The 18,487-nt window shown below is 68.8% G+C and carries 17 protein-coding genes, 5 tRNA genes and 2 pseudogenes; 21 read left to right on the top strand and 3 right to left on the bottom strand.

Annotated features, from left to right (window positions below; translation table 11 throughout):
- Nucleotides 1-71: 71 nt before the first annotated feature.
- On the top strand, nt 72-581 hold the full coding sequence (locus ACFJIT_RS11720; RefSeq protein ID WP_379653689.1) for an RNA polymerase sigma factor: 510 nt from the start codon (nt 72-74) through the stop codon (nt 579-581).
- A complete protein-coding gene (locus tag ACFJIT_RS11715) occupies nt 578-1,324 on the top strand; it encodes a hypothetical protein (protein WP_379653688.1) in 747 nt (248 codons plus the stop codon). Before ACFJIT_RS11720 ends, ACFJIT_RS11715 begins: the two co-directional genes overlap by 4 nt.
- A gap of 434 nt (nt 1,325-1,758) precedes the next feature.
- Here ACFJIT_RS11715 and prfA read toward each other — a convergent pair whose 3' ends face one another.
- Together prfA and hemA are read right to left on the bottom strand one after the other, a co-directional pair.
- Nucleotides 1,759-2,841 carry a peptide chain release factor 1 gene (gene prfA, locus ACFJIT_RS11710; RefSeq protein ID WP_379653687.1) on the bottom strand — a complete coding sequence of 361 codons (1,083 nt, stop codon included), beginning with the start codon at nt 2,839-2,841 and terminating at the stop codon, nt 1,759-1,761.
- The gene (gene hemA / locus ACFJIT_RS11705; RefSeq protein ID WP_130523406.1) at nt 2,819-4,099 is read right to left on the bottom strand and encodes a glutamyl-tRNA reductase; all 1,281 of its coding nucleotides are present in this window, start codon (nt 4,097-4,099) and stop codon (nt 2,819-2,821) included. Before hemA ends, prfA begins: the two co-directional genes overlap by 23 nt.
- Nucleotides 4,100-4,163: 64 nt before the next feature.
- Here hemA and ACFJIT_RS11700 point away from each other — a divergent pair.
- From ACFJIT_RS11700 to ychF, 8 genes and pseudogenes are all read left to right on the top strand, one after another.
- Nucleotides 4,164-5,847 (top strand): annotated as a pseudogene (locus ACFJIT_RS11700) (tetratricopeptide repeat protein).
- The gene (gene lolB / locus ACFJIT_RS11695) at nt 5,844-6,491 is read left to right on the top strand and encodes a lipoprotein insertase outer membrane protein LolB (RefSeq protein ID WP_379653686.1); all 648 of its coding nucleotides are present in this window, start codon (nt 5,844-5,846) and stop codon (nt 6,489-6,491) included. Before ACFJIT_RS11700 ends, lolB begins: the two are co-directional and overlap by 4 nt.
- Nucleotides 6,492-6,502: 11 nt before the next feature.
- Nucleotides 6,503-7,370 (top strand): annotated as a pseudogene (gene ispE / locus ACFJIT_RS11690) (4-(cytidine 5'-diphospho)-2-C-methyl-D-erythritol kinase).
- A gap of 5 nt (nt 7,371-7,375) precedes the next feature.
- Nucleotides 7,376-7,453: transfer RNA gene (locus ACFJIT_RS11685), tRNA-Gln, on the top strand.
- A gap of 149 nt (nt 7,454-7,602) precedes the next feature.
- Complete coding sequence (locus ACFJIT_RS11680; RefSeq protein ID WP_130515930.1) at nt 7,603-8,562, top strand: ribose-phosphate diphosphokinase; 960 nt, start codon at nt 7,603-7,605, stop codon at nt 8,560-8,562.
- Nucleotides 8,563-8,727: 165 nt separating this feature from the next.
- On the top strand, nt 8,728-9,396 hold the full coding sequence (locus ACFJIT_RS11675) for a 50S ribosomal protein L25/general stress protein Ctc (RefSeq protein ID WP_130533641.1): 669 nt from the start codon (nt 8,728-8,730) through the stop codon (nt 9,394-9,396).
- Between the two features lie 54 nt (nt 9,397-9,450).
- Nucleotides 9,451-10,032 (top strand): aminoacyl-tRNA hydrolase, encoded by a 582-nt coding sequence (pth, locus tag ACFJIT_RS11670; RefSeq protein WP_131658398.1) that lies wholly within the window; start codon nt 9,451-9,453, stop codon nt 10,030-10,032.
- A gap of 79 nt (nt 10,033-10,111) precedes the next feature.
- Nucleotides 10,112-11,203 carry a redox-regulated ATPase YchF gene (gene ychF, locus ACFJIT_RS11665; RefSeq protein WP_379653685.1) on the top strand — a complete coding sequence of 364 codons (1,092 nt, stop codon included), beginning with the start codon at nt 10,112-10,114 and terminating at the stop codon, nt 11,201-11,203.
- A gap of 217 nt (nt 11,204-11,420) precedes the next feature.
- Here the strand turns inward: ychF and ACFJIT_RS11660 are convergent, their stop codons facing one another.
- Complete coding sequence (locus tag ACFJIT_RS11660; protein ID WP_379653684.1) at nt 11,421-12,581, bottom strand: isovaleryl-CoA dehydrogenase; 1,161 nt, start codon at nt 12,579-12,581, stop codon at nt 11,421-11,423.
- Nucleotides 12,582-12,888: 307 nt separating this feature from the next.
- Here ACFJIT_RS11660 and ACFJIT_RS11655 point away from each other — a divergent pair.
- The 11 genes from ACFJIT_RS11655 (at nt 12,889) to rplL (ending at nt 18,437) form a co-directional block, all read left to right on the top strand.
- A tRNA-Tyr gene (locus ACFJIT_RS11655) sits at nt 12,889-12,974 on the top strand.
- Nucleotides 12,975-13,003: 29 nt separating this feature from the next.
- A tRNA-Gly gene (locus ACFJIT_RS11650) sits at nt 13,004-13,077 on the top strand.
- 53 nt (nt 13,078-13,130) lie between these two features.
- A tRNA-Thr gene (locus ACFJIT_RS11645) sits at nt 13,131-13,206 on the top strand.
- Between the two features lie 51 nt (nt 13,207-13,257).
- Nucleotides 13,258-14,448: an elongation factor Tu gene (tuf, locus tag ACFJIT_RS11640; RefSeq protein ID WP_130515940.1), complete on the top strand. Its 1,191-nt coding sequence runs from the start codon at nt 13,258-13,260 to the stop codon at nt 14,446-14,448.
- 199 nt (nt 14,449-14,647) lie between these two features.
- Nucleotides 14,648-14,723 (top strand) — tRNA-Trp (locus ACFJIT_RS11635).
- Nucleotides 14,724-14,782: 59 nt separating this feature from the next.
- The gene (gene secE, locus ACFJIT_RS11630) at nt 14,783-15,175 is read left to right on the top strand and encodes a preprotein translocase subunit SecE (protein WP_130515941.1); all 393 of its coding nucleotides are present in this window, start codon (nt 14,783-14,785) and stop codon (nt 15,173-15,175) included.
- Nucleotides 15,176-15,188: 13 nt separating this feature from the next.
- Nucleotides 15,189-15,746, top strand: a complete 558-nt coding sequence (nusG, locus tag ACFJIT_RS11625) for a transcription termination/antitermination protein NusG (protein ID WP_130515943.1) — start codon at nt 15,189-15,191, stop codon at nt 15,744-15,746.
- Between the two features lie 203 nt (nt 15,747-15,949).
- On the top strand, nt 15,950-16,378 hold the full coding sequence (gene rplK / locus ACFJIT_RS11620) for a 50S ribosomal protein L11 (RefSeq protein ID WP_130515946.1): 429 nt from the start codon (nt 15,950-15,952) through the stop codon (nt 16,376-16,378).
- Nucleotides 16,379-16,382: 4 nt separating this feature from the next.
- Nucleotides 16,383-17,081, top strand: a complete 699-nt coding sequence (gene rplA / locus ACFJIT_RS11615; RefSeq protein WP_130515948.1) for a 50S ribosomal protein L1 — start codon at nt 16,383-16,385, stop codon at nt 17,079-17,081.
- Nucleotides 17,082-17,489: 408 nt separating this feature from the next.
- Nucleotides 17,490-18,026, top strand: a complete 537-nt coding sequence (gene rplJ, locus ACFJIT_RS11610) for a 50S ribosomal protein L10 (RefSeq protein WP_130515950.1) — start codon at nt 17,490-17,492, stop codon at nt 18,024-18,026.
- Between the two features lie 42 nt (nt 18,027-18,068).
- Nucleotides 18,069-18,437, top strand: coding sequence for a 50S ribosomal protein L7/L12 (rplL, locus tag ACFJIT_RS11605; RefSeq protein ID WP_130515951.1), 369 nt, complete (start codon nt 18,069-18,071; stop codon nt 18,435-18,437).
- The last annotated feature ends 50 nt before the right edge of the window (nt 18,438-18,487 follow it).

The raw sequence follows: 18,487 nt of genomic DNA, 5'->3' as shown, positions 1-18,487 counted from the left end.
ATCGCCGTGGCAGGGGGAAAAATGTTGCGCGGGTCATGGAAGCAATCTGGCTTCCCAATCGTATATCAGGCATGAAGCAGGACGCGGCGAGCCCGTCTTTCCGCCAGGCGCTGTGCGAGCGGCTGCCCAAACTCCGCCGTTACGCACGCAATCTGGCCGGCACACCGCACGATGCGGACGACCTGTTGCAGGTCGCCGCCGAGCGCGCGCTGGCGCGCGCGGCGCAGTGGGATCCGGCCCAGCCGCTGGATCCCTGGCTGTATCGCATCGTGCGCAACGCCTGGATCGACGAGGTGCGCGCGCGCCGGAGCGGCCAGGAGATGTTCGCCGATGCGGAGCTGGGCGAGCAGGTCGGCGAGGACGCGGTCGGGGCGCACGCGCTGCGCCTGTCGGTGGAGGCGGCGATGGCGCGCCTGCCGGAGGAACAGCGCAGCGCCATCGCGCTGGTGCTTGTGGAAGGCCTGGCCTACCGCGAGGCCGCGCAGGTGCTGGAGATTCCGATCGGCACCCTGACCAGCCGACTCGCGCGTGGGCGCGAGGCGTTGCAGGCCCTGCTGGGCGAACCTGGAGAAGCGACATGAACATCGACGACGCCACCCTGATGGCTTACCTGGACGAAGAGCTGGACCCGCAGGACGCGGCGCAGGTCGATGCCGCCCTGGCGCGCGATCCGGAGCTGGCCGCGCGCGTGGCGCGGCAGCGGCGCCTGGACGCGCGTGTGCGCACCTCGCATGCCGCCGCGCTCGAAGAACCGGTGCCTGACGCGCTGGTGCAGTTCGTCCTGGGCCACGGCGCGGCATCGCCCGAGCCCGCGGCCGAGCCGACGGCGGCGCCGAGCAACGTGGTGGCGTTCCCGCCGCGCAAGCGGGCGCGCACGCTGTGGACGCACCTGGGCGCGCTGGCGGCCGGCGTCATGCTTGCGGTGATCGCGCTGCCCTGGCTGCGCGGCACCGGCGGCACGGATTGGGTGCAGGGCGCCGATGGCCTGCAGGCGCGCGGCGCGCTGGCCGCCGCGCTGGACGATCAGCTCTCCGCCGATCACGCGGGCAAGGTGCAGATCGCCCTGAGCTTCCGCGACCAGGACGGGCAGTACTGCCGCGCCTTCCGCGTCGAATCGGCCAGGACCGCGGGCCTGGCCTGCCGCGGCGCCCAGGGCTGGTCGCTGCCGGTGCTGGCGCGCGATGCCGAGCACGCGCAGGGCGAGCTCAGGCAGGCCGCCTCGCCGCTGCCGCCGGCGGTGCTCGATGTGGTGGATGCGCGCATCGACGGCGACGCGCTGGATGCCGGCGGGGAGCAGGCTGCGCGCAAGGCGGGCTGGCGCTGAGTGACGGGCAAGCTATCGGACCAGAGGCGGGCGAGATGTCGCTGCTGGAAGCGCGCATTGCCTAGTCTGCTTTCCGTTTAAAGCCCCCACAGCCCCACTACCGTCGTTCCCGCGAATGCGGGAACCCATGGACTTTGACGCGGGAAACTCAAAGGCGCTGGATTCCCGCGTTCGCGGGAACGACGGCTGCTGGTGTTCTGCCTCGGGCGGCCATCACCTGGTCCGATGCCCTTCAATCTGAAGCTTCACGTCCATGGATTCCCGCCTTCGCGGGAATGACGGACTGATGCATGTCGGCAAGCGCATGGATGGCGCGGTTCTCCCGGCCTGGGCTCTTGGTCTTTAGCCTGCCGCGCCGTTCCTCGGCCCGATACGCGCGTGCCGGAAAGACGGCCTGATCCACCCAGCAGGCGCGTCGACGGCCTGCGCTTGGCTCAACCCTCAGCCAACCGCGCCAGTTCGTCGGCCTGGTGCTCCTGCGCCAGCCGGCCGATCAGTTCGTCCATACCGCCTTCGATGATGTTGGGCAGGTCGTACAGGGTCAGGCCCTCGACGCGGTGGTCGGTGATGCGGCCCTGCGGGAAGTTGTAGGTGCGGATGCGTTGGCTGCGGTCGCCGCTGCCGACCTGCAGCTTGCGCGTCTGCGCCTCGGCCGCGGCCTGCCGGCTGCGCTCGGCGTCCAGCAGCTGGGCCTTGAGCCGCTTCATGGCCTTGTCGCGGTTGGCGTGCTGGCTGCGCTCGGTCTGCGATTCGACCACCACGCCGGTCGGCACGTGGGTGATGCGGATCGCCGAATCGGTCTTGTTGACGTGCTGGCCGCCGGCGCCGGAGGAGCGGAAGGTGTCCACCTTCAGGTCGGCCGGGTTGATCACGATCTCCTCGACCTCGTCGGCCTCGGGGATGATCGCCACCGTCGCGGCGGAGGTATGGATGCGGCCCTGCGATTCGGTCGCCGGCACGCGCTGCACGCGATGGGTGCCCGATTCGAACTTCAGCCGGGAATACGCGCCGCGGCCGACGATGCGCGCCACCACCTCCTTGTAGCCGCCGTGCTCGCCGGGGCTGTCGGATTCCACTTCCACCTTCCAGCCCTGACGCTCGGCGTAGCGCGCGTACATGCGGAACAGGTCGCCGGCGAAGATCGCCGCCTCGTCGCCGCCGGTGCCGGCGCGCACCTCCAGGAACAGGTTGCCCTCGTCGCGCGGATCGCGCGGGACCAGCAGGGCCAGCAGTTCGTCCTCCAGCTCGGCCAGGCGCGTCTGGGCGCTGGCGATTTCCTCTTCGGCCAGCTCGCGCATCTCCGGGTCGGCGCGCAGCGCCTCGGCGGCGGCCAGGTCGGCCTTGGCGCGCGCCTCGGCGTCCAGCGCGCTGGCCAGCGGCGCCAGCTGGGCGAATTCGCGCGAGAGATCGCGGAAGCGCGACGTGTCGGCGACAACGGACGGGTCCGCGAGCAGGCGTTCGAGTTCTTCGCGACGCTCGGCCAGCGCCTCCAGCTTACGGCGCAGGGTCGGCGTCATCGGGCAACGTGGCGTGGGAGTAGGGGGCCTTGGCCGGGAACAGCCGTTCGGCGGCGCGGGTGAGTTCGGTATCGCCGCGCAGCGCCGCTTCGCGCAGGGCGGCGGTCGGCGGGTGCAGCAGGCGATTGGTCAGGGTGTGGGCCAGCTGCTCCAGCACCTGGGCCGGGTCGCGGCCGTTGGCCAGCTGCGCCTGGGCCTTCTCCAGCGCGTCGCGGCGGGTGGTCTCGCCGTAGGCGCGCAGGCGCTTGAGCGGCTCCTGGCGCGGGGCGGCCTGCAGGGTCTCGACGAAGCGCGCCACCTGCAGGTCGATGATGGCCTCGGCCTCGTCGGCGGCCTGGCGGCGGCTGCGGCGGTTTTCCTCGACCGCGCGCTCCAGGTCGTCGACGGTATAGAGGTAAGCGTCGGCCAGGTCGGCGACGCTGGCCTCGATGTCGCGCGGCACGGCCAGGTCGAACAGCATCATCGGCTTGTGCCGGCGCCGCGTGAGCGCCTGGGCGACCTGCGCGCGGCTGATCACCGGCTCGCGCGCGGCGGTGGCGGAGAACACCACGTCGGCCTCGGCCAGGTGGCGGTCCAGTTCGTCCAGGGGCAGGGCATAGCCGCCGTGCTGGCTGGCCAGCGCCTGGGCATGGGCCAGGGTGCGGTTGGCGATCAACAGGCGCCGCACCTTGCCCTCGCTCAGGTGCCGGGCGGCCAGCTCGATGGTCTCGCCGGCGCCGACCAGCAGCACGGTCGAGTCGCTCAGGCGGGCGAAGGAGTTCTGCGCCAGCCGCACCGCGGTGGAGGCCACCGACACCGGGTTGGCGCCGACCCGGGTGTCGGTGCGCGCGCGCTTGGCCACGGCGAAGGCCTGCTGGAACAGCCGGTCCAGGCCGTTGCCCAGCGCCTGATGCTCGCGCGCCAGGGCCCAGGCGTCCTTCACCTGGCCCAGGATCTGCGGTTCGCCCAGGACCATGGAATCCAGCCCGGTGGCCACGCGGAACAGGTGGCGCACGGCCTCGGCATCGCGGTGGCGATACAGATACGTGTCCAGCCCCTCCCCATGCGCGGCCAGCCACTGCACCAGCGGCGTGGCGTCGTCGGCCACGGCGTAGAGCTCGGTCCGGTTGCAGGTGGACAGCAGCGCGGCCTCGCTGACCTGCGGCAGGGCCCGCAGCGCGTCCAGCGCCGCCGGCAGGGCCTCGCCGGCAAACGCCACCCGTTCGCGCAGGGTGACCGGCGCGGTCTGGTGATTCAGTCCAAGGACCCACAACGTCATTTCGGGGCTTGCGCTAAGCTGCTGGCGTGTTGTTGCCCGCCATTTTACGGCCCGGTTCCCCCTAATGCCCGCAAAGATGCGTTTCGTCCCGCCGTTGCTGCTGTTCGTTGCCGGATTCGCATCCTCTGCCGCGGCGCTCGCCAAGGAGTCGGTCCCGCCAGGCGGGACGACCGGCGCGGTGCTCGAGCCGGTCATGGCTGGCGAATTCGCCCTGCAGGCCGGCAAGCTGCCCGAGGCCGCGCGCTGGTACCTGCAGGCCGCCCAGGCCGGCCACGACGTGGGCCTGGCCGAACTGGCCACCCGCATCGCCCTGCTGGCCAACGACGACGCGCGCGCCGCGCAGGCGCTGGCGCTGTGGCAGCAGCGCGCGCCCAGCTCGCTGGCCATGCGCGCGGCCCAGGCCACCGTGGCGCTGCGCGAGGGGCGCGAGCGTGTGGCCCGGCGCCAGCTCGAATCCCTGCTGCGCGACAAGGATCCGCAGGCCTGGCGCTACGCGCTGACCGTGCTGGGCAGCGGCGGCCGCGACCCGGCCCTGGCCGGGCGCCTGCTCGGCCAGCTGCTGGACGACAAGGCGCTGCCGAACGACCTGACCGCCTGGCTGGCCTTCGGCGGCCTGGCCCAGTCGCTGGACCAGCCGGCGCTGGCCGAACGCATCGTCGGCGAGGTGGTCAAGCGCTTCCCGGTCAATCCGCGCGTGGCCCTGCTGCATGCCAGCCAGCTGCGCCAGGCCGGCAAGCTCGACCAGGCCCGCCAGGTGCTGGCCGACCTGCAGGGCCAGGCCAACCTGGACCCGTCGGTGCGCCTGGGCGTGGCCGCCGAATACGACCACCTGGGTTCGCCCGCGCTGGCCGCCGCCGCCCTGGCCAAGGGGCCGCAGGACACGCGCAGCTTCGGTTTGCGCGCCTCGCTGCTGGCCAAGGCCCAGGATGACGCCGGCCTGGCCGCGCTGTACGACGAGGCCAAGGCCTCGGCCGAGGCGCAGGACCCGGCCCAGCGCCTGCTGCTGGGCCAGATCGCCGAATACCTCAAGCGTCCGCAGGACGCGCTGGGGTGGTACGAGGGCGTCGGCGCCGGCGAGCACGCGATCGAGGCGCGCCTGCGCGCGATCGGCACCCTCGACCAGCTCGGCCGCACCGACGAGGCCTTCGCCCGGGTCCATGCCATGCAGGCCGACGCGTCCATCGACGAATCCGCCCGCCGCGACGCATACCTGCTGGAGGCCGAGCTGCGCCAGAAGCACGACGACGATGCCGGCGAACTGGACGCCCTGGCCCGCGGCCTGGCCGCCTATCCCGACGACAACAACCTGCTCTATGCGCGCGGCCTGGCCTGGGAGCGGCGCGACCGCATCGACCGCGCCGAGGCCGACCTGCGCCGCGTGCTGGTCACCGACCCGACCAACACCGCCGCGCTCAACGCGCTGGGCTACACCCTGGCCGACCGTACCGACCGCTACAAGGAAGCGCTGGAGCTGATCGACCGCGCCCGCGCCGCGGCGCCGGACGAGGCGGCCATCATCGACAGCTACGGCTGGGTGCTCTATCGCCGCGGGTCGCAAGGACGAGGCGCTGGTGCAGCTGCGCCGCGCCTACACACTGATGAAGGACCCGGAGATCGCCGCCCACCTGGGCCAGCTGCTGTGGGAGAAGGGCCAGCACGAGGAGGCGCGCAAGCTGTTCGACGAGGCGCGCCGGCTCGATCCGGACAACCGCTCGCTGCAGCGCGCGCTGGAGAAGACCGGCGCATGACCGCTCGCCTCCTGTCCGTGGCCGCGCTGTGCGGCGTCCTGCTGCTGGCCGGCTGCGCCAGCCCCGGCGTGCGTGGGCCGGCGCCGACCCCGGTCGATGCTGGTATCGCGGCCGATGCCCAGGCCGCGCGCGAGACCTGGCTGGCCGCCCACCGCGACTGGTCGATGACCGGGCGGGTGGCGATCCGCCGCGCCGACAAGGGCGGCAGCGGCCGCATCGACTGGACCCAGCGCGGCGACGCGTTCGATGTCGCGCTCGCCGCGCCGGTCACGCGCCAGACCTGGCGCCTGGTCGGCAGCCCCGGGCAGGTGCGGCTGGAGGGCGTCGACGGCGGCCCGCGCCAAGGCGCCGACGCCGGCCAGCTGCTGCTGGAGACCACCGGTTGGGAGATTCCCGTGCAGGCCCTGGCTTACTGGATCCGCGGCCAGGCGGCGCAGACGCTGGCGCCGGCCCGGCTCGCCTACGGTGCCGACGGGCAGCTGTCCCAGCTGCAGCAGGGCGGCTGGACCATCGACTTCACCGCCTGGCAGCCGCCGGCGGCGGACGGCACGCCGGCGCTGCCGGCGCGGATCGAGGCCCAGCGCGGCGATGCGCGCGTGCGCCTGATCGTCGACACCTGGCAACCGGCCGTCGCGACGCCATGAGCCAGTCCCCCATGTCCGGCGGCTGGTCCTGGTGGCCGGCGCCGGCCAAGCTGAACCTGTGTCTGCGCATCACCGGCCGTCGCTCGGACGGTTATCACGCACTACAGAGCGCCTTCCGGCTGCTCGAATGGGGTGACACGGTCGGCATCCGGCTGCGCCCGGACGGGGTGATCGCCCGCGTCGGCGACTCGGTGCCGGGCGTGGCTGAGGCCGACGACCTGCTGGTTCGTGCGGCAAAATTGCTGCAAACGCACGCCAACGTCGCGCTTGGTGCGGATATCCGCGTCGAAAAGCGCATCCCGGCAGGCGGCGGCTTCGGCGGCGGTTCGTCCGATGCCGCCACCGTCCTGCGTGTCCTGGACCGCCTCTGGGGCACGGCCATGGGCGAGGACGCGCTGGCCGCGCTGGGCCTGACGCTGGGCGCGGACGTGCCGATCTTCGTGCGCGGGCGCAACGCCTGCGGCCGAAGGCGTCGGCGAGCGCCTGACCCCGATCGTGCTGCCGCCGGCCTGGTATGTGCTAGTCGACCCCGGCCTGCATGTCGCCACGCCGGTCCTGTTCGCCTCCCCGGATTTGACGCGCAATGCCGCACCCGTGAAAATAGCGGACTTCCTTTCCGGATCCGTGCCCGACAACGTGTTCGAGCCGGTGCTGCGTCGTCGCGAACCTGCCATCGAGGCGGTCTTCGCCACGCTCTCGCGCATCGGGACGCCACGACTGACGGGGACGGGCAGCGGCTGTTTCGTGGAGTTCGCAAGCCTTCAGGCCGCCCAGGCCGGACTGGCCTTGCTGCCGAGCGAACTGCGCGGCTGGGTGGTGGCCGGGGCGGCGCGTTCGCCCCTGCTGGACGCCCTGGACGGGAGCGCACGCAAGGACTGATCCACTGGGGCGTCGCCAAGAGGCCTAAGGCACCGGGTTTTGATCCCGGCATTTCGTAGGTTCGAATCCTACCGCCCCAGCCAGTGTCCTCATCGCATGCGCGCGCGGCCCGACCGGTTGCCTCATCGGCCCGGGACGCGCAAGGCGAGTCCTCGGCCTGCACGCCACGCAGTCCGGCGCCCGCGCAGTGCCGTCCATCCCGCTTTCCTGCCGCTGTCCCACGAGATTCCCCATGCAAGACGATCGCAGCCTGCTGGTCTTTTCCGGCAACGCCAACAAGCCGCTGGCCCACAGCATCTGCCGCGAACTCGGCGTGCGTCCGGGCAAGGCGATGGTCTCGCGCTTCTCCGATGGCGAAGTGCAGGTGGAGATCGAGGAGAATGTGCGCCGGCAGGAGGTGTTCGTGATCCAGCCGACCTGCGCGCCCAGCGCCGAGAACCTGATGGAGCTGCTGGTGATCATCGACGCGCTCAAGCGCGCCAGCGCCGCCAGCGTCACCGCGGTGGTGCCGTACTTCGGCTACTCGCGCCAGGATCGCCGCCTGCGCTCCTCGCGCGTGCCGATCACCGCCAAGGTCGCCGCCAAGATGTTCAGCGCGGTCAACGCCGACCGCGTGCTCACCGTCGATCTGCACGCCGACCAGATCCAGGGCTTCTTCGACATCCCGGTCGACAACGTCTACGCCTCGCCGCTGCTGCTGGCCGACATCTGGCGCGCCTACGGCACCGACAAGATGATGGTGGTCTCGCCGGACGTGGGCGGCGTGGTGCGCGCCCGCGCGGTCGCCAAGCGTCTGGACGATGCGGAGCTGGCGATCATCGACAAGCGCCGTCCGCGCGCCAACGTGTCCACGGTGATGAACATCATCGGCGACGTCGAGGGCAAGGAGTGCGTGATGGTCGACGACATCGTCGACACCGCCGGCACCCTGTGCGCCGCCGCCGCGGCGCTGAAGGACCGGGGCGCGACCAAGGTTGCCGCCTACTGCACCCATCCGGTGCTGTCCGGCCCGGCCGTGGACAACCTCAACAAGTCGGTGCTGGACGAGCTGGTGGTCACCGACACCATCCCGCTGTCGGATGCGGCCAAGGGCTGCAGCAAGATCCGCCAGCTGTCGGTGGCCAGCATGCTGGCCGAGACCATCCGCCGCATCGCCTTCGGCGAGTCGGTCAGCTCGCTGTACGTGGATTGAGGTCGGGATTGGGGATTGGGCATTGGCGATTCGCAGGGCGTTAGCGCGCTTGGCGAATCCCCAATCCCGAATGCCGAATCCCGGCCTTCCAACGGCTCTCCTGGTCGCGGGGGAGTCGCATCGCCACCGCGAGGTGGCTTACTCAAGCAAAGAAGTGAAAAACCCATGGCAACGACACATGAAATCAAGGTGGAGCGCCGCGAGGACGGGGGGAAGGGTGCGAGCCGCCGCCTGCGTCACGCTGGTAGCGTCCCCGCCATCGTCTACGGTGGCGACCTCAAGCCGGTCAGCATCCAGCTGAGCCACAACGATGTCTGGCTGGCCAGCCAGCACGACTGGTTCTACTCCTCGATCCTCTCGCTGAGCCTCAACGGCGACGTGCAGAAGGTGCTGCTGCGTGACATGCAGCGCCATCCGTACAAGCAGCAGATCATGCACCTGGACTTCCAGCGCGTGAACGACAAGGAGTCCATCCGCACCGCCGTGCCGCTGCACTTCCTGGGACAGGACACCTCGCCGGCCGGCAAGGCCGCCGACGTCGTGGTCGCCCACGAGCTCAATGAAGTCGTGGTCGAGTGCCTGCCGGGCGACCTGCCCGAGTTCATCGAGCTGGACCTGTCCAACCTGGCCGTCGGCGACGTGATCCACCTCTCGCAGCTCAAGCTGCCCAAGGGCGTGGAACTGCCGGAGCTGAAGCTGGGCGCCGAGCACGACGTGGCCGTGGTCACCGCCAAGTACGTCAAGGTCGAGGACGAGTCCGCCGAGGGCGAGACGTCGGCCGACGTGCCGGCCGCCAAGGTCGCCGACGACAGCGAAGCCAAGGACGCCGAGTAACCGGACGCGCCGGGGCGCGCCAGCGGCGCGTCCCGGCGGTTCGGCGAACCTTCGATGGAAGGCGTGCGTCTCATCGTCGGGCTGGGCAATCCCGGACCCGAACACCTGCGGACCCGGCACAACGCCGGGTTCCGTTTTGTCGACACCCTCGCGATGCAGCTGGGCGCGCGCTTCGCCGTGGACGCCAAGCTGTTCGGCGAGACGGCCCAGGTCAGCGTGGGCGGGCAGACCGTGCGCCTGCTCAAGCCGGCCACCTACATGAATCTATCGGGCAAGTCGGTGGTGGCGGCCCTGCGCTTCTGGAAGCTCGAGCCCGAGCAGACGCTGCTGGTGCACGACGAACTGGACCTGCCGCCCGGCATCGCGCGCCTGAAGTTCGACGGCGGCCACGGCGGCCAGAACGGGCTGCGCGACACCATCAGGCTGCTGGGCCATGCGCGCTTCGGCCGCCTGCGCATCGGCATCGGCCATCCCGGCCACAAGGACAAGGTCACCGGCTGGGTGCTGGGCCGACCGAGCGCGGACGACGAAATCCTGATCGGCCGAGCGATCGACGACGCGCTGGACGTGCTGCCCCTGGCAGTGGCCGGCGATTTCAACGAGGCGATGAAGCGGTTGCATACGCAGGGCAAATAGGGAATGGGGAATGGGGAATGGAAAGGCGGCCACGCTCTTCGATTCCCTATTCCCGATTCTCCATTCCCGGATGACACACATGGGCATCAAATGCGGCATCGTCGGCCTGCCGAACGTCGGCAAGTCGACCCTCTTCAACGCGTTGACCAAGGCGGGCATCGCCGCGGCCAACTTCCCGTTCTGCACCATCGAGCCCAACGTGGGCGTGGTGCCGGTGCCGGATCCGCGCCTGGGCGCGCTGGCGGAAATCGTCAAGCCGCAGCGGGTCGTGCCCACGGCGGTGGAGTTTGTCGACATCGCCGGCCTGGTCGCCGGTGCGGCCAGCGGTGAGGGCCTGGGCAACAAGTTCCTGGCGCACATCCGCGAGGTCGATGCGATCACCCATGTGGTGCGCTGCTTCGAGCATGGCGACATCATCCACGTGAACAACAAGGTCGATCCGATCTCGGACATCGAGACCATCGACACCGAGCTGGCGCTGGCCGACCTGGACAGCGTGGAGAAGGCGCTCAATCGCGCCGAGCGCGGCGCCAAGGGCGGCGACAAGGAGATGATCGCGCGCAAGCCGGTGCTGGAGAAGCTGCGCAAGGCGCTGGACGACGGCAAGCCCGGTCGTGCGGCCAGCCTGGACGATGAGGAGAAGGCGCTGGTGCGCGACCTGTTCCTGCTCACCCTCAAGCCGGTGATGTACATCGCCAACGTGCTGGAGGACGGCTTCGAGAACAATCCGCACCTGGACGCCGTGCGCGCCCGCGCGCAGGCCGAAGGCGCCCAGGTGGTGCCGGTGTCGGCGGCGATCGAGGAGGAGCTCTCGCAGCTGGAGGACGCCGACCGCGACGCCTTCCTGGCCGACCTGGGCCTGGAAGAGCCCGGCCTGAACCGCGTGATCCGCGCCGCCTACCAGCTGCTCGGCCTGCAGACCTACTTCACCGCCGGCGTGCAGGAAGTGCGCGCCTGGACGGTCAAGGCCGGCTCGACGGCGCCCAAGGCCGCGGCGGTGATCCACACCGACTTCGAGAAGGGCTTCATCCGCGCCGAGACCATCGCCTACGACGATTTCATCAAGTACAAGGGCGAGGCCGGGGCCAAGGAAGCCGGGCGCCTGCGTCTGGAAGGCAAGGAGTACAAGGTGCAGGAAGGCGACATCCTGCATTTCCGCTTCAACGTCTGAAGCCGGACGCGGCCCGCCGGGTCGCTATTGCCAAGCCGTCACGAAAAGGCCGCGCATTGCGCGGCCTTTTTGTTGCATGCGCCCTGGGGTCGCCGACAGGTCTCCTGTCGTCGTTCCCGCGAACGCGGGAACCCAGCGACTCTGGCGCAGTGAGCCAAGAGCGCTGGGCGCTGCGGACACGGCAGGCGTCACCCGTTCCGGGATCCCGCCGGACCGCTCAATCCGAGCGGCCCACCAACTCACGCCCGATCAGCATGCGCCGGATCTCCGAGGTGCCCGCGCCGATCTCGTAGAGCTTGGCGTCGCGCCAAAGCCGCCCGGTCGGGTACTCGTTGATGTAGCCGTTGCCGCCCAGCGCCTGGATCGCCTGTCCGGCCATCCAGGTGGCCTTCTCGGCGCTGTAGAGGATCGCCCCGGCCGCGTCCTTGCGCGTGCTGCGGCCGCGGTCGCAGGCCCGCGCCACCGCGTACACGTAGGCGCGGCAGGCGTTGAAGCCCACGTACATGTCGGCCAGCTTGCCCTGCATCAGCTCGAACTCGCCGATCGGCCGGCCGAACTGCCGCCGCTGGCGCACGTAGGGCAGCACCGTGTCCAGGCACGCGGCCATGATCCCCAGCGGACCGCCGGAGAGCACGATGCGCTCGTAGTCCAGGCCGGACATCAGGACCTTCACGCCCTGGCCCAGGCCGCCCAGGATGTTCTCCTCGGGCACCTCGCAGTCCTCGAACACCAGCTCGCAGGTGTTCGACCCGCGCATGCCCAGCTTGTCCAGCTTCTGCGCGGTGGAAAAGCCCTTGAACCCGCGCTCGACGATGAACGCCGTGATGCCGCGCGCCCCGGCCGCAGGATCGGTCTTGGCGTACACCACCAGCGTGTGCGCGTCCGGTCCGTTGGTGATCCACATCTTGGTGCCGTTGAGCAGGTAGCGATCGCCGCGCCGTTCCGCGCGCAGCTTCATGCCGACCACGTCCGAGCCGGCCCCGGCCTCGCTCATCGCCAGCGCGCCGATGTGATCGCCGCTGACCAGCCTGGGCAGGTAGCGCGCCTTCTGCGCGGCGTCGCCGTTCTTGCGCAGCTGGTTGACGCACAGGTTGGAATGCGCGCCGTAGGACAGGCCGATGGCCGAGCACGCGCGCGAGATCTCCTCCATGGCCACCACGTGCGCCAGGTAGCCCAGCGCCGTGCCGCCGTATTCCTCCTCCACGGTCAGTCCGAGCAGGCCCATCTGCCCCAGCTGCGGCCACAGCGCGTTGGGGAAGGCGTTGTCGCGGTCGGCCTGGTCGGCCAGCGGGGCGATCACCTCGCTGGAAAACGTGCGCACGGCGTCGCGGAGCTGGTCGATGTCCTCGCCAAGCTCGAAGCTGAAATCCTGTGTCATGAGTCTCCGAAGTCAGGCGCCACGCCACGATTCGACGCGCTGCGCACCATACAGGCTGAAGACGACCGCCCGTGATGGCACGCCGCAGGGCAACATGGTGCTTCCCGTGGCGGCCATTGCCTGCCACAATGCGCGCCCCCGCGGCAGGCCGCCGTGGGGCGCGCCTGCGAAGGCGGGCATGCGCCCGCTCCAGGCGCATCGGTGAATCGGGCAGGATCCTCGCGCAGTCGTTGACAGCACATCGATCCCACGCCAGAATCACCGGCTGTTTCACCCCGGCCCGAAAGGCCGGACAAAAGCGTCATCCGGAGGGATACCCAAGCGGCCAACGGGGGCAGACTGTAAATCTGCTGGCTTACGCCTTCGGTGGTTCGAATCCACCTCCCTCCACCAAGAAGTTCGAGCAGTTGCGGTATCCCAGCGCGGGAGTAGTTCAACGGTAGAACCTCAGCCTTCCAAGCTGATGGTGCGGGTTCGATTCCCGTCTCCCGCTCCATTGAACTGCCGCTCTATCGTCGCCAGATGGTCCGCAGCTGCCACATGTTTCACGCTCACGTAGCTCAGTCGGTAGAGCACCTCCTTGGTAAGGAGGAGGTCGAAGGTTCGATTCCTTTCGTGAGCACCATCCAAGCAGTACGTTTCACCCTCTTATCTAACGATCCGAGAAGAAGCAGCCATGGCAAAGGGTAAGTTCGAGCGCACCAAGCCGCACGTGAACGTGGGCACGATTGGTCACGTTGACCATGGCAAGACGACGCTGACGGCGGCGCTGACCAAGGTGGGCGCGGAGCGTTTCGGCGGCGAGTTCAAGGCCTACGACGCGATCGACGCGGCGCCGGAAGAGAAGGCGCGCGGCATCACGATCTCCACGGCGCACGTGGAATACGAATCGCCGAGCCGCCACTACGCGCACGTGGACTGCCCGGGCCACGCCGACTACGTGAAGAACATGATCACCGGCGCCGCCCAGATGGACGGTGCGATCCTGGTGTGCTCGGCCGCTGACGGCCCGATGCCGCAGACCCGCGAGCACATCCTGCTCTCGCGCCAGGTGGGCGTGCCGTACATCGTCGTGTTCCTGAACAAGGCCGACATGGTGGACGACGCCGAGCTGCTGGAGCTGGTGGAGATGGAAGTCCGCGAGCTGCTGAGCAAGTACGAGTTCCCGGGCGACGACACCCCGATCATCCACGGTTCGGCCCGTCTGGCGCTGGAAGGCGACCAGTCGGAGATCGGCGTGCCGGCGATCCTGAAGCTGGTCGAGGCGCTGGACACCTGGATCCCGACCCCGGAGCGTGACGTCGACAAGGCGTTCCTGATGCCGGTGGAAGACGTGTTCTCGATCTCGGGCCGCGGCACCGTGGTGACCGGCCGTATCGAGCGCGGCGTGATCAAGGTGGGCGAGGAAATCGAGATCGTCGGTATCCGCCCGACCCAGAAGACGACCGTGACCGGCGTGGAAATGTTCCGCAAACTGCTGGACCAGGGCCAGGCGGGCGACAACGCGGGTCTGCTGCTGCGCGGCACCAAGCGTGACGACGTGGAGCGTGGCCAGGTGCTGGCCAAGCCGGGTTCGATCACCCCGCACACCGAGTTCGAGGCCGAGGTGTACGTGCTGTCCAAGGATGAGGGTGGCCGTCACACGCCGTTCTTCAAGGGCTACCGTCCGCAGTTCTACTTCCGCACCACCGACATCACCGGTGCGATCGAGCTGCCGGAAGGCACCGAGATGGTGATGCCGGGCGACAACGTGAAGATGAAGGTCACGCTGATCAACCCGGTGGCGATGGACGAGGGCCTGCGCTTCGCGATCCGCGAGGGTGGCCGTACCGTCGGCGCCGGCGTGGTGGCCAAGATCATCAAGTGACGATCTGACCCCTGCGCGTCCAAGGCGCGCAGGGCTTTGTCAGATCGTCATCCCCGCGAAAGCGGGGATCCAGCGGTCCGACACGGCGACATCGACCCGTGAAAACGGGATCCGGCGCCAGTAATCAGTCCCGCACCCGCGGGAGTCCACGCATCGGCACGGGCGAGTCTTGCGGTTCGCCGGTGCCTTTACAGTTCATACGCCAGTAGCTCAATTGGCAGAGCAGCGGTCTCCAAAACCGCAGGTTGGGGGTTCGAGTCCCTCCTGGCGTGCCACTGTCCAGATCGTCCCGCCTTCGCAGGCGGTGCAGTGCAAGGCGGCACATCCAACCCGAATGAACAGCAAGATCCAACCATCCAAGGCGCCGACCACGTCCGCGGGCGATATCGCCAAGTACGTGGCGGCCGGGGCACTGGTCGTTGCCGGCCTGGTGGTGTGGTGGTGGTCTGCCGGCCAGTGGGCGACCCCGCTGCGCGCGCTGATCGTGATTGTCGGCCTGGTCGCCGGCGCCGCGGTGTTTGTGGCCACGGCCAAGGGCAAGGACACCCTGGAATTCCTGTCCGAGTCGCGCTTCGAGCTGCGCAAGGTGGTGTGGCCGACCCGTCAGGAGTCGCTGCGCATGACCTGGGTGGTGATGGTGGTGGTGGTGATCCTCAGCCTGATCCTGGCTGGCTTTGACTTCGGCATTCAGTGGCTGGTCGAAAAACTGTTCACGATGGGCCGTTGAGGAGATTTCCACAGTGAAGCGTTGGTACGTGGTACACGCCTATTCAGGCTTTGAGAAGTCCGTGGCACAGGCGCTGCGCGATCGGATCGTGCGCGACGGCATGGAAGATCGCTTCGGCGACGTGCTGGTGCCCACCGAGGAAGTGGTGGAGATGCGGTCGGGCCAGAAGCGCCGGTCCGAGCGCAAGTTCTTCCCCGGCTACGTGCTGGTCCAGATCGAGACCCACGACGAAGCCGGCATCCCGCGCATGGACAACGAGTCCTGGCACCTGGTGAAGGACACCAGCAAGGTCCTGGGCTTCATCGGCGGCACCGCCGACCGTCCGCTGCCGATCCGTGACGAAGAGGCTGCCGCGATCCTGGACCGTGTTCAGGAAGGCGTCGAGAAGCCGCGTCCAAAGGTGCTGTTCGAGCCGGGCGAGATGGTGCGCGTGGTCGACGGCCCGTTCAACGACTTCAACGGCGTGGTCGAGGAAGTCAACTACGAGAAGAGCCGCCTGCGCGTGGCCGTGCTCATCTTCGGCCGCTCCACCCCGGTGGAGCTGGAATTCGGCCAGGTCGAGAAGGCCTGAGCCCCCGCCGCCGGCGCCGCTTGCGCCGGACGGCCCAAAACCTGCTATAGTGCGCGGCTCCCTTGTCCGGTCAGCCGGGCAACCGCAATGGCCGCCCTCGTTGGCGGCCTTTGTCGCGAACGCATACGCGATGTCGGGACGCGTGATTTTCCCGATCCGATGGGGAGCCTGATCCTAGGCGCTAGCACCCGGAGAGCATTGAAATGGCAAAGAAAGTTGTCGGTTACATCAAGCTGCAGGTGAAGGCCGGTCAGGCCAACCCCTCGCCGCCGGTCGGTCCTGCGCTGGGTCAGCGCGGTCTGAACATCATGGAGTTCTGCAAGGCGTTCAACGCGGCGACCTCCAAGCTCGAGCCGGGTCTGCCGACCCCGGTCATCATCACGGCCTACTCGGACCGTACCTTCACCTTCGTGACCAAGTCGACCCCGGCTTCGGTGCTGCTGAAGAAGGCGGTGGGCATCCAGTCCGGCTCCAAGCGCCCGAACACCGAGAAGGTGGGCAAGGTCACCCGCAAGCAGCTCGAGGACATCGCCAAGGCGAAGGAACCCGATCTGACTGCGGCCGATCTGGATGCAGCGGTGCGCACGATTGCGGGCTCGGCCCGTTCCATGGGTCTGACGGTCGAGGGCTGAAGACATGGCAATGAACAAGCGACAGAAGGCCATCCTGGCCGCCGTGACCCCGGGCAAGGCGTACGCCTTCGAAGAGGCCGTGAACATCCTCAAGACCGCCGCCAAGGCCAAGTTCGTCGAGTCCATCGACGTGGCCGTTCGTCTGGGCGTGGATGCCAAGAAGTCCGACCAGCAGGTGCGCGGTTCGACCGTGCTGCCGGCCGGTACCGGCAAGGCCGTGCGCGTGGCGGTGTTCGCCCCGGCCGGTGCCAAGGCTGACGAAGCCCTGGCCGCCGGCGCCGAAGCGGTCGGCATGGACGACCTGGCCGAGAAGATGCAGGCCGGCGATCTGAACTACGACGTGGTCATCGCCACGCCGGACGCGATGCGCGTGGTCGGTAAGCTGGGTCAGGTCCTGGGCCCGCGCGGCCTGATGCCGAACCCGAAGGTCGGCACCGTCTCGCCGAACCCGGCCGAAGCGGTGAAGAACGCCAAGTCGGGTCAGGTGCGCTACCGCACCGACAAGGCCGGCATCATCCACTGCACCATCGGCAAGGCCTCCTTCGAGGACGAAGCCCTGAAGAACAATCTGCAGGCCCTGCTGGCCGACCTGGTCAAGGCCAAGCCCTCGACCGCCAAGGGCCAGTACCTGCAGAAGATCTCGATCAGCTCGACCATGGGCCCCGGCGTGACCGTGGACCAGTCCTCGCTGAACCTGAAGTAAGAAAGACGGGAGCGCGTAGCGGGGCAGGGCGACGAGTCAAGGCAAAGCAACAGCGCCGGCCACTCGTCTCTCGATCCCCGCCATGTGTTCCCGCGTTTGGGGGCGATCTGCGGTGCGAGCCGCAGAAAGCCGTCAAAGACCGCAGGTGCGGTCAGCGCGCTCCGACGACGGGCAGGGAAGCTCGGTCCTGGCAGGGATTCGGCGTCGGCGCTAGCGGGACTGCTTGATTGGCCTTGTACCAGCCCGCGCAGATGGTGCCGCCTTCATCGGTTTCTGGTCTTGCTTCGCGCAGGCCAGTTGATAAGGCCACCAGTGGGGCGCGAAGGCGTCCCCGGCGTCCAGGACGGACGCTGCCCTGGACCGCAAGCGGCAGGAGCCGTGAGCGGAGTTCACAATGAGGAGTGATTAATGGCTCTCAATCTGTCCCAGAAGCAAGAAGTTGTCGCCGAGCTGGCAGACGTCGCCGCCAAGGCGCACTCCTTGATCGCCGCCGAGTACGCAGGCACCACGGTCTCCCAGATGACCGCGATGCGCAAGCAGGCGCGCGAGTCCGGCGTGTACCTGCGCGTGGTCAAGAACACCTTGGCCGCCCGTGCTGTGGAAGGTACCGAATACGAGTGCGCCAAGGACTCGCTGGTCGGACCGCTGCTGTACGCGTTCTCGACCGAGGAGCCCGGCGCTGCCGGTCGCCTGATCAAGGAATTCGCCAAGTCCAACGACAAGCTGCAGCCCAAGGTTGTGGCCGTGGGCGGCCAGCTGTATCCGGCCAGCCACGTCGACGTCCTGGCTTCGCTGCCGACCCGCGATCAGGCCCTGGCCATGCTGGCCCGCGTCCTGGCCGAACCCGTCACGATGTTCGCCCGCGCCATCAAGGCCGTGGCCGAGCAGCAGGGCGGTGGCGATGCAGCGCCGGCCGAGGCGGAAGCCCCGGCTGAAACGGCCTGATTCCCGTATCCCATTCCAGAAATTTGACCGAAGGTAAACACAATGTCCCTGTCCACCGAGCAGATCGTCGACGCCATCGCTGAAAAGACCCTCATGGAGATCATGGAGCTGGTCAAGGCGATCGAAGACAAGTTTGGCGTCTCCGCCGCCGCCCCGGTTGCCGTTGCCGCCGCCGCTGGCCCGGCCGCCGCCGTCGAAGAGCAGACCGAGTTCAACATCATCCTGAAGGACGCCGGCGCCAAGAAGGTCGACGTCATCAAGGCCGTCCGCGCCATCACCGGCCTGGGCCTGAAGGAAGCCAAGGACCTCACCGAGGCCGGCGGCGTCCTGAAGGAAGGCGTGTCGAAGGAAGATGCCGAGAAGATGAAGAAGGACCTCGAGGCCGCTGGCGCGACCGTCGAAGTGAAGTAATTGCAATTCGTCGCCTAGTTCCATCGGCGACACCCAAAGGCCGGGGGCGA

Origin of the sequence: Pseudoxanthomonas sp. UC19_8, assembly GCF_042700505.1 — a bacterium.
GTDB lineage: Bacteria > Pseudomonadota > Gammaproteobacteria > Xanthomonadales > Xanthomonadaceae > Pseudoxanthomonas_A > Pseudoxanthomonas_A winnipegensis.
The sequence above is the reverse complement of the archived record's forward strand: the minus strand, read 5'-3'. Positions and strand labels throughout refer to the sequence as shown.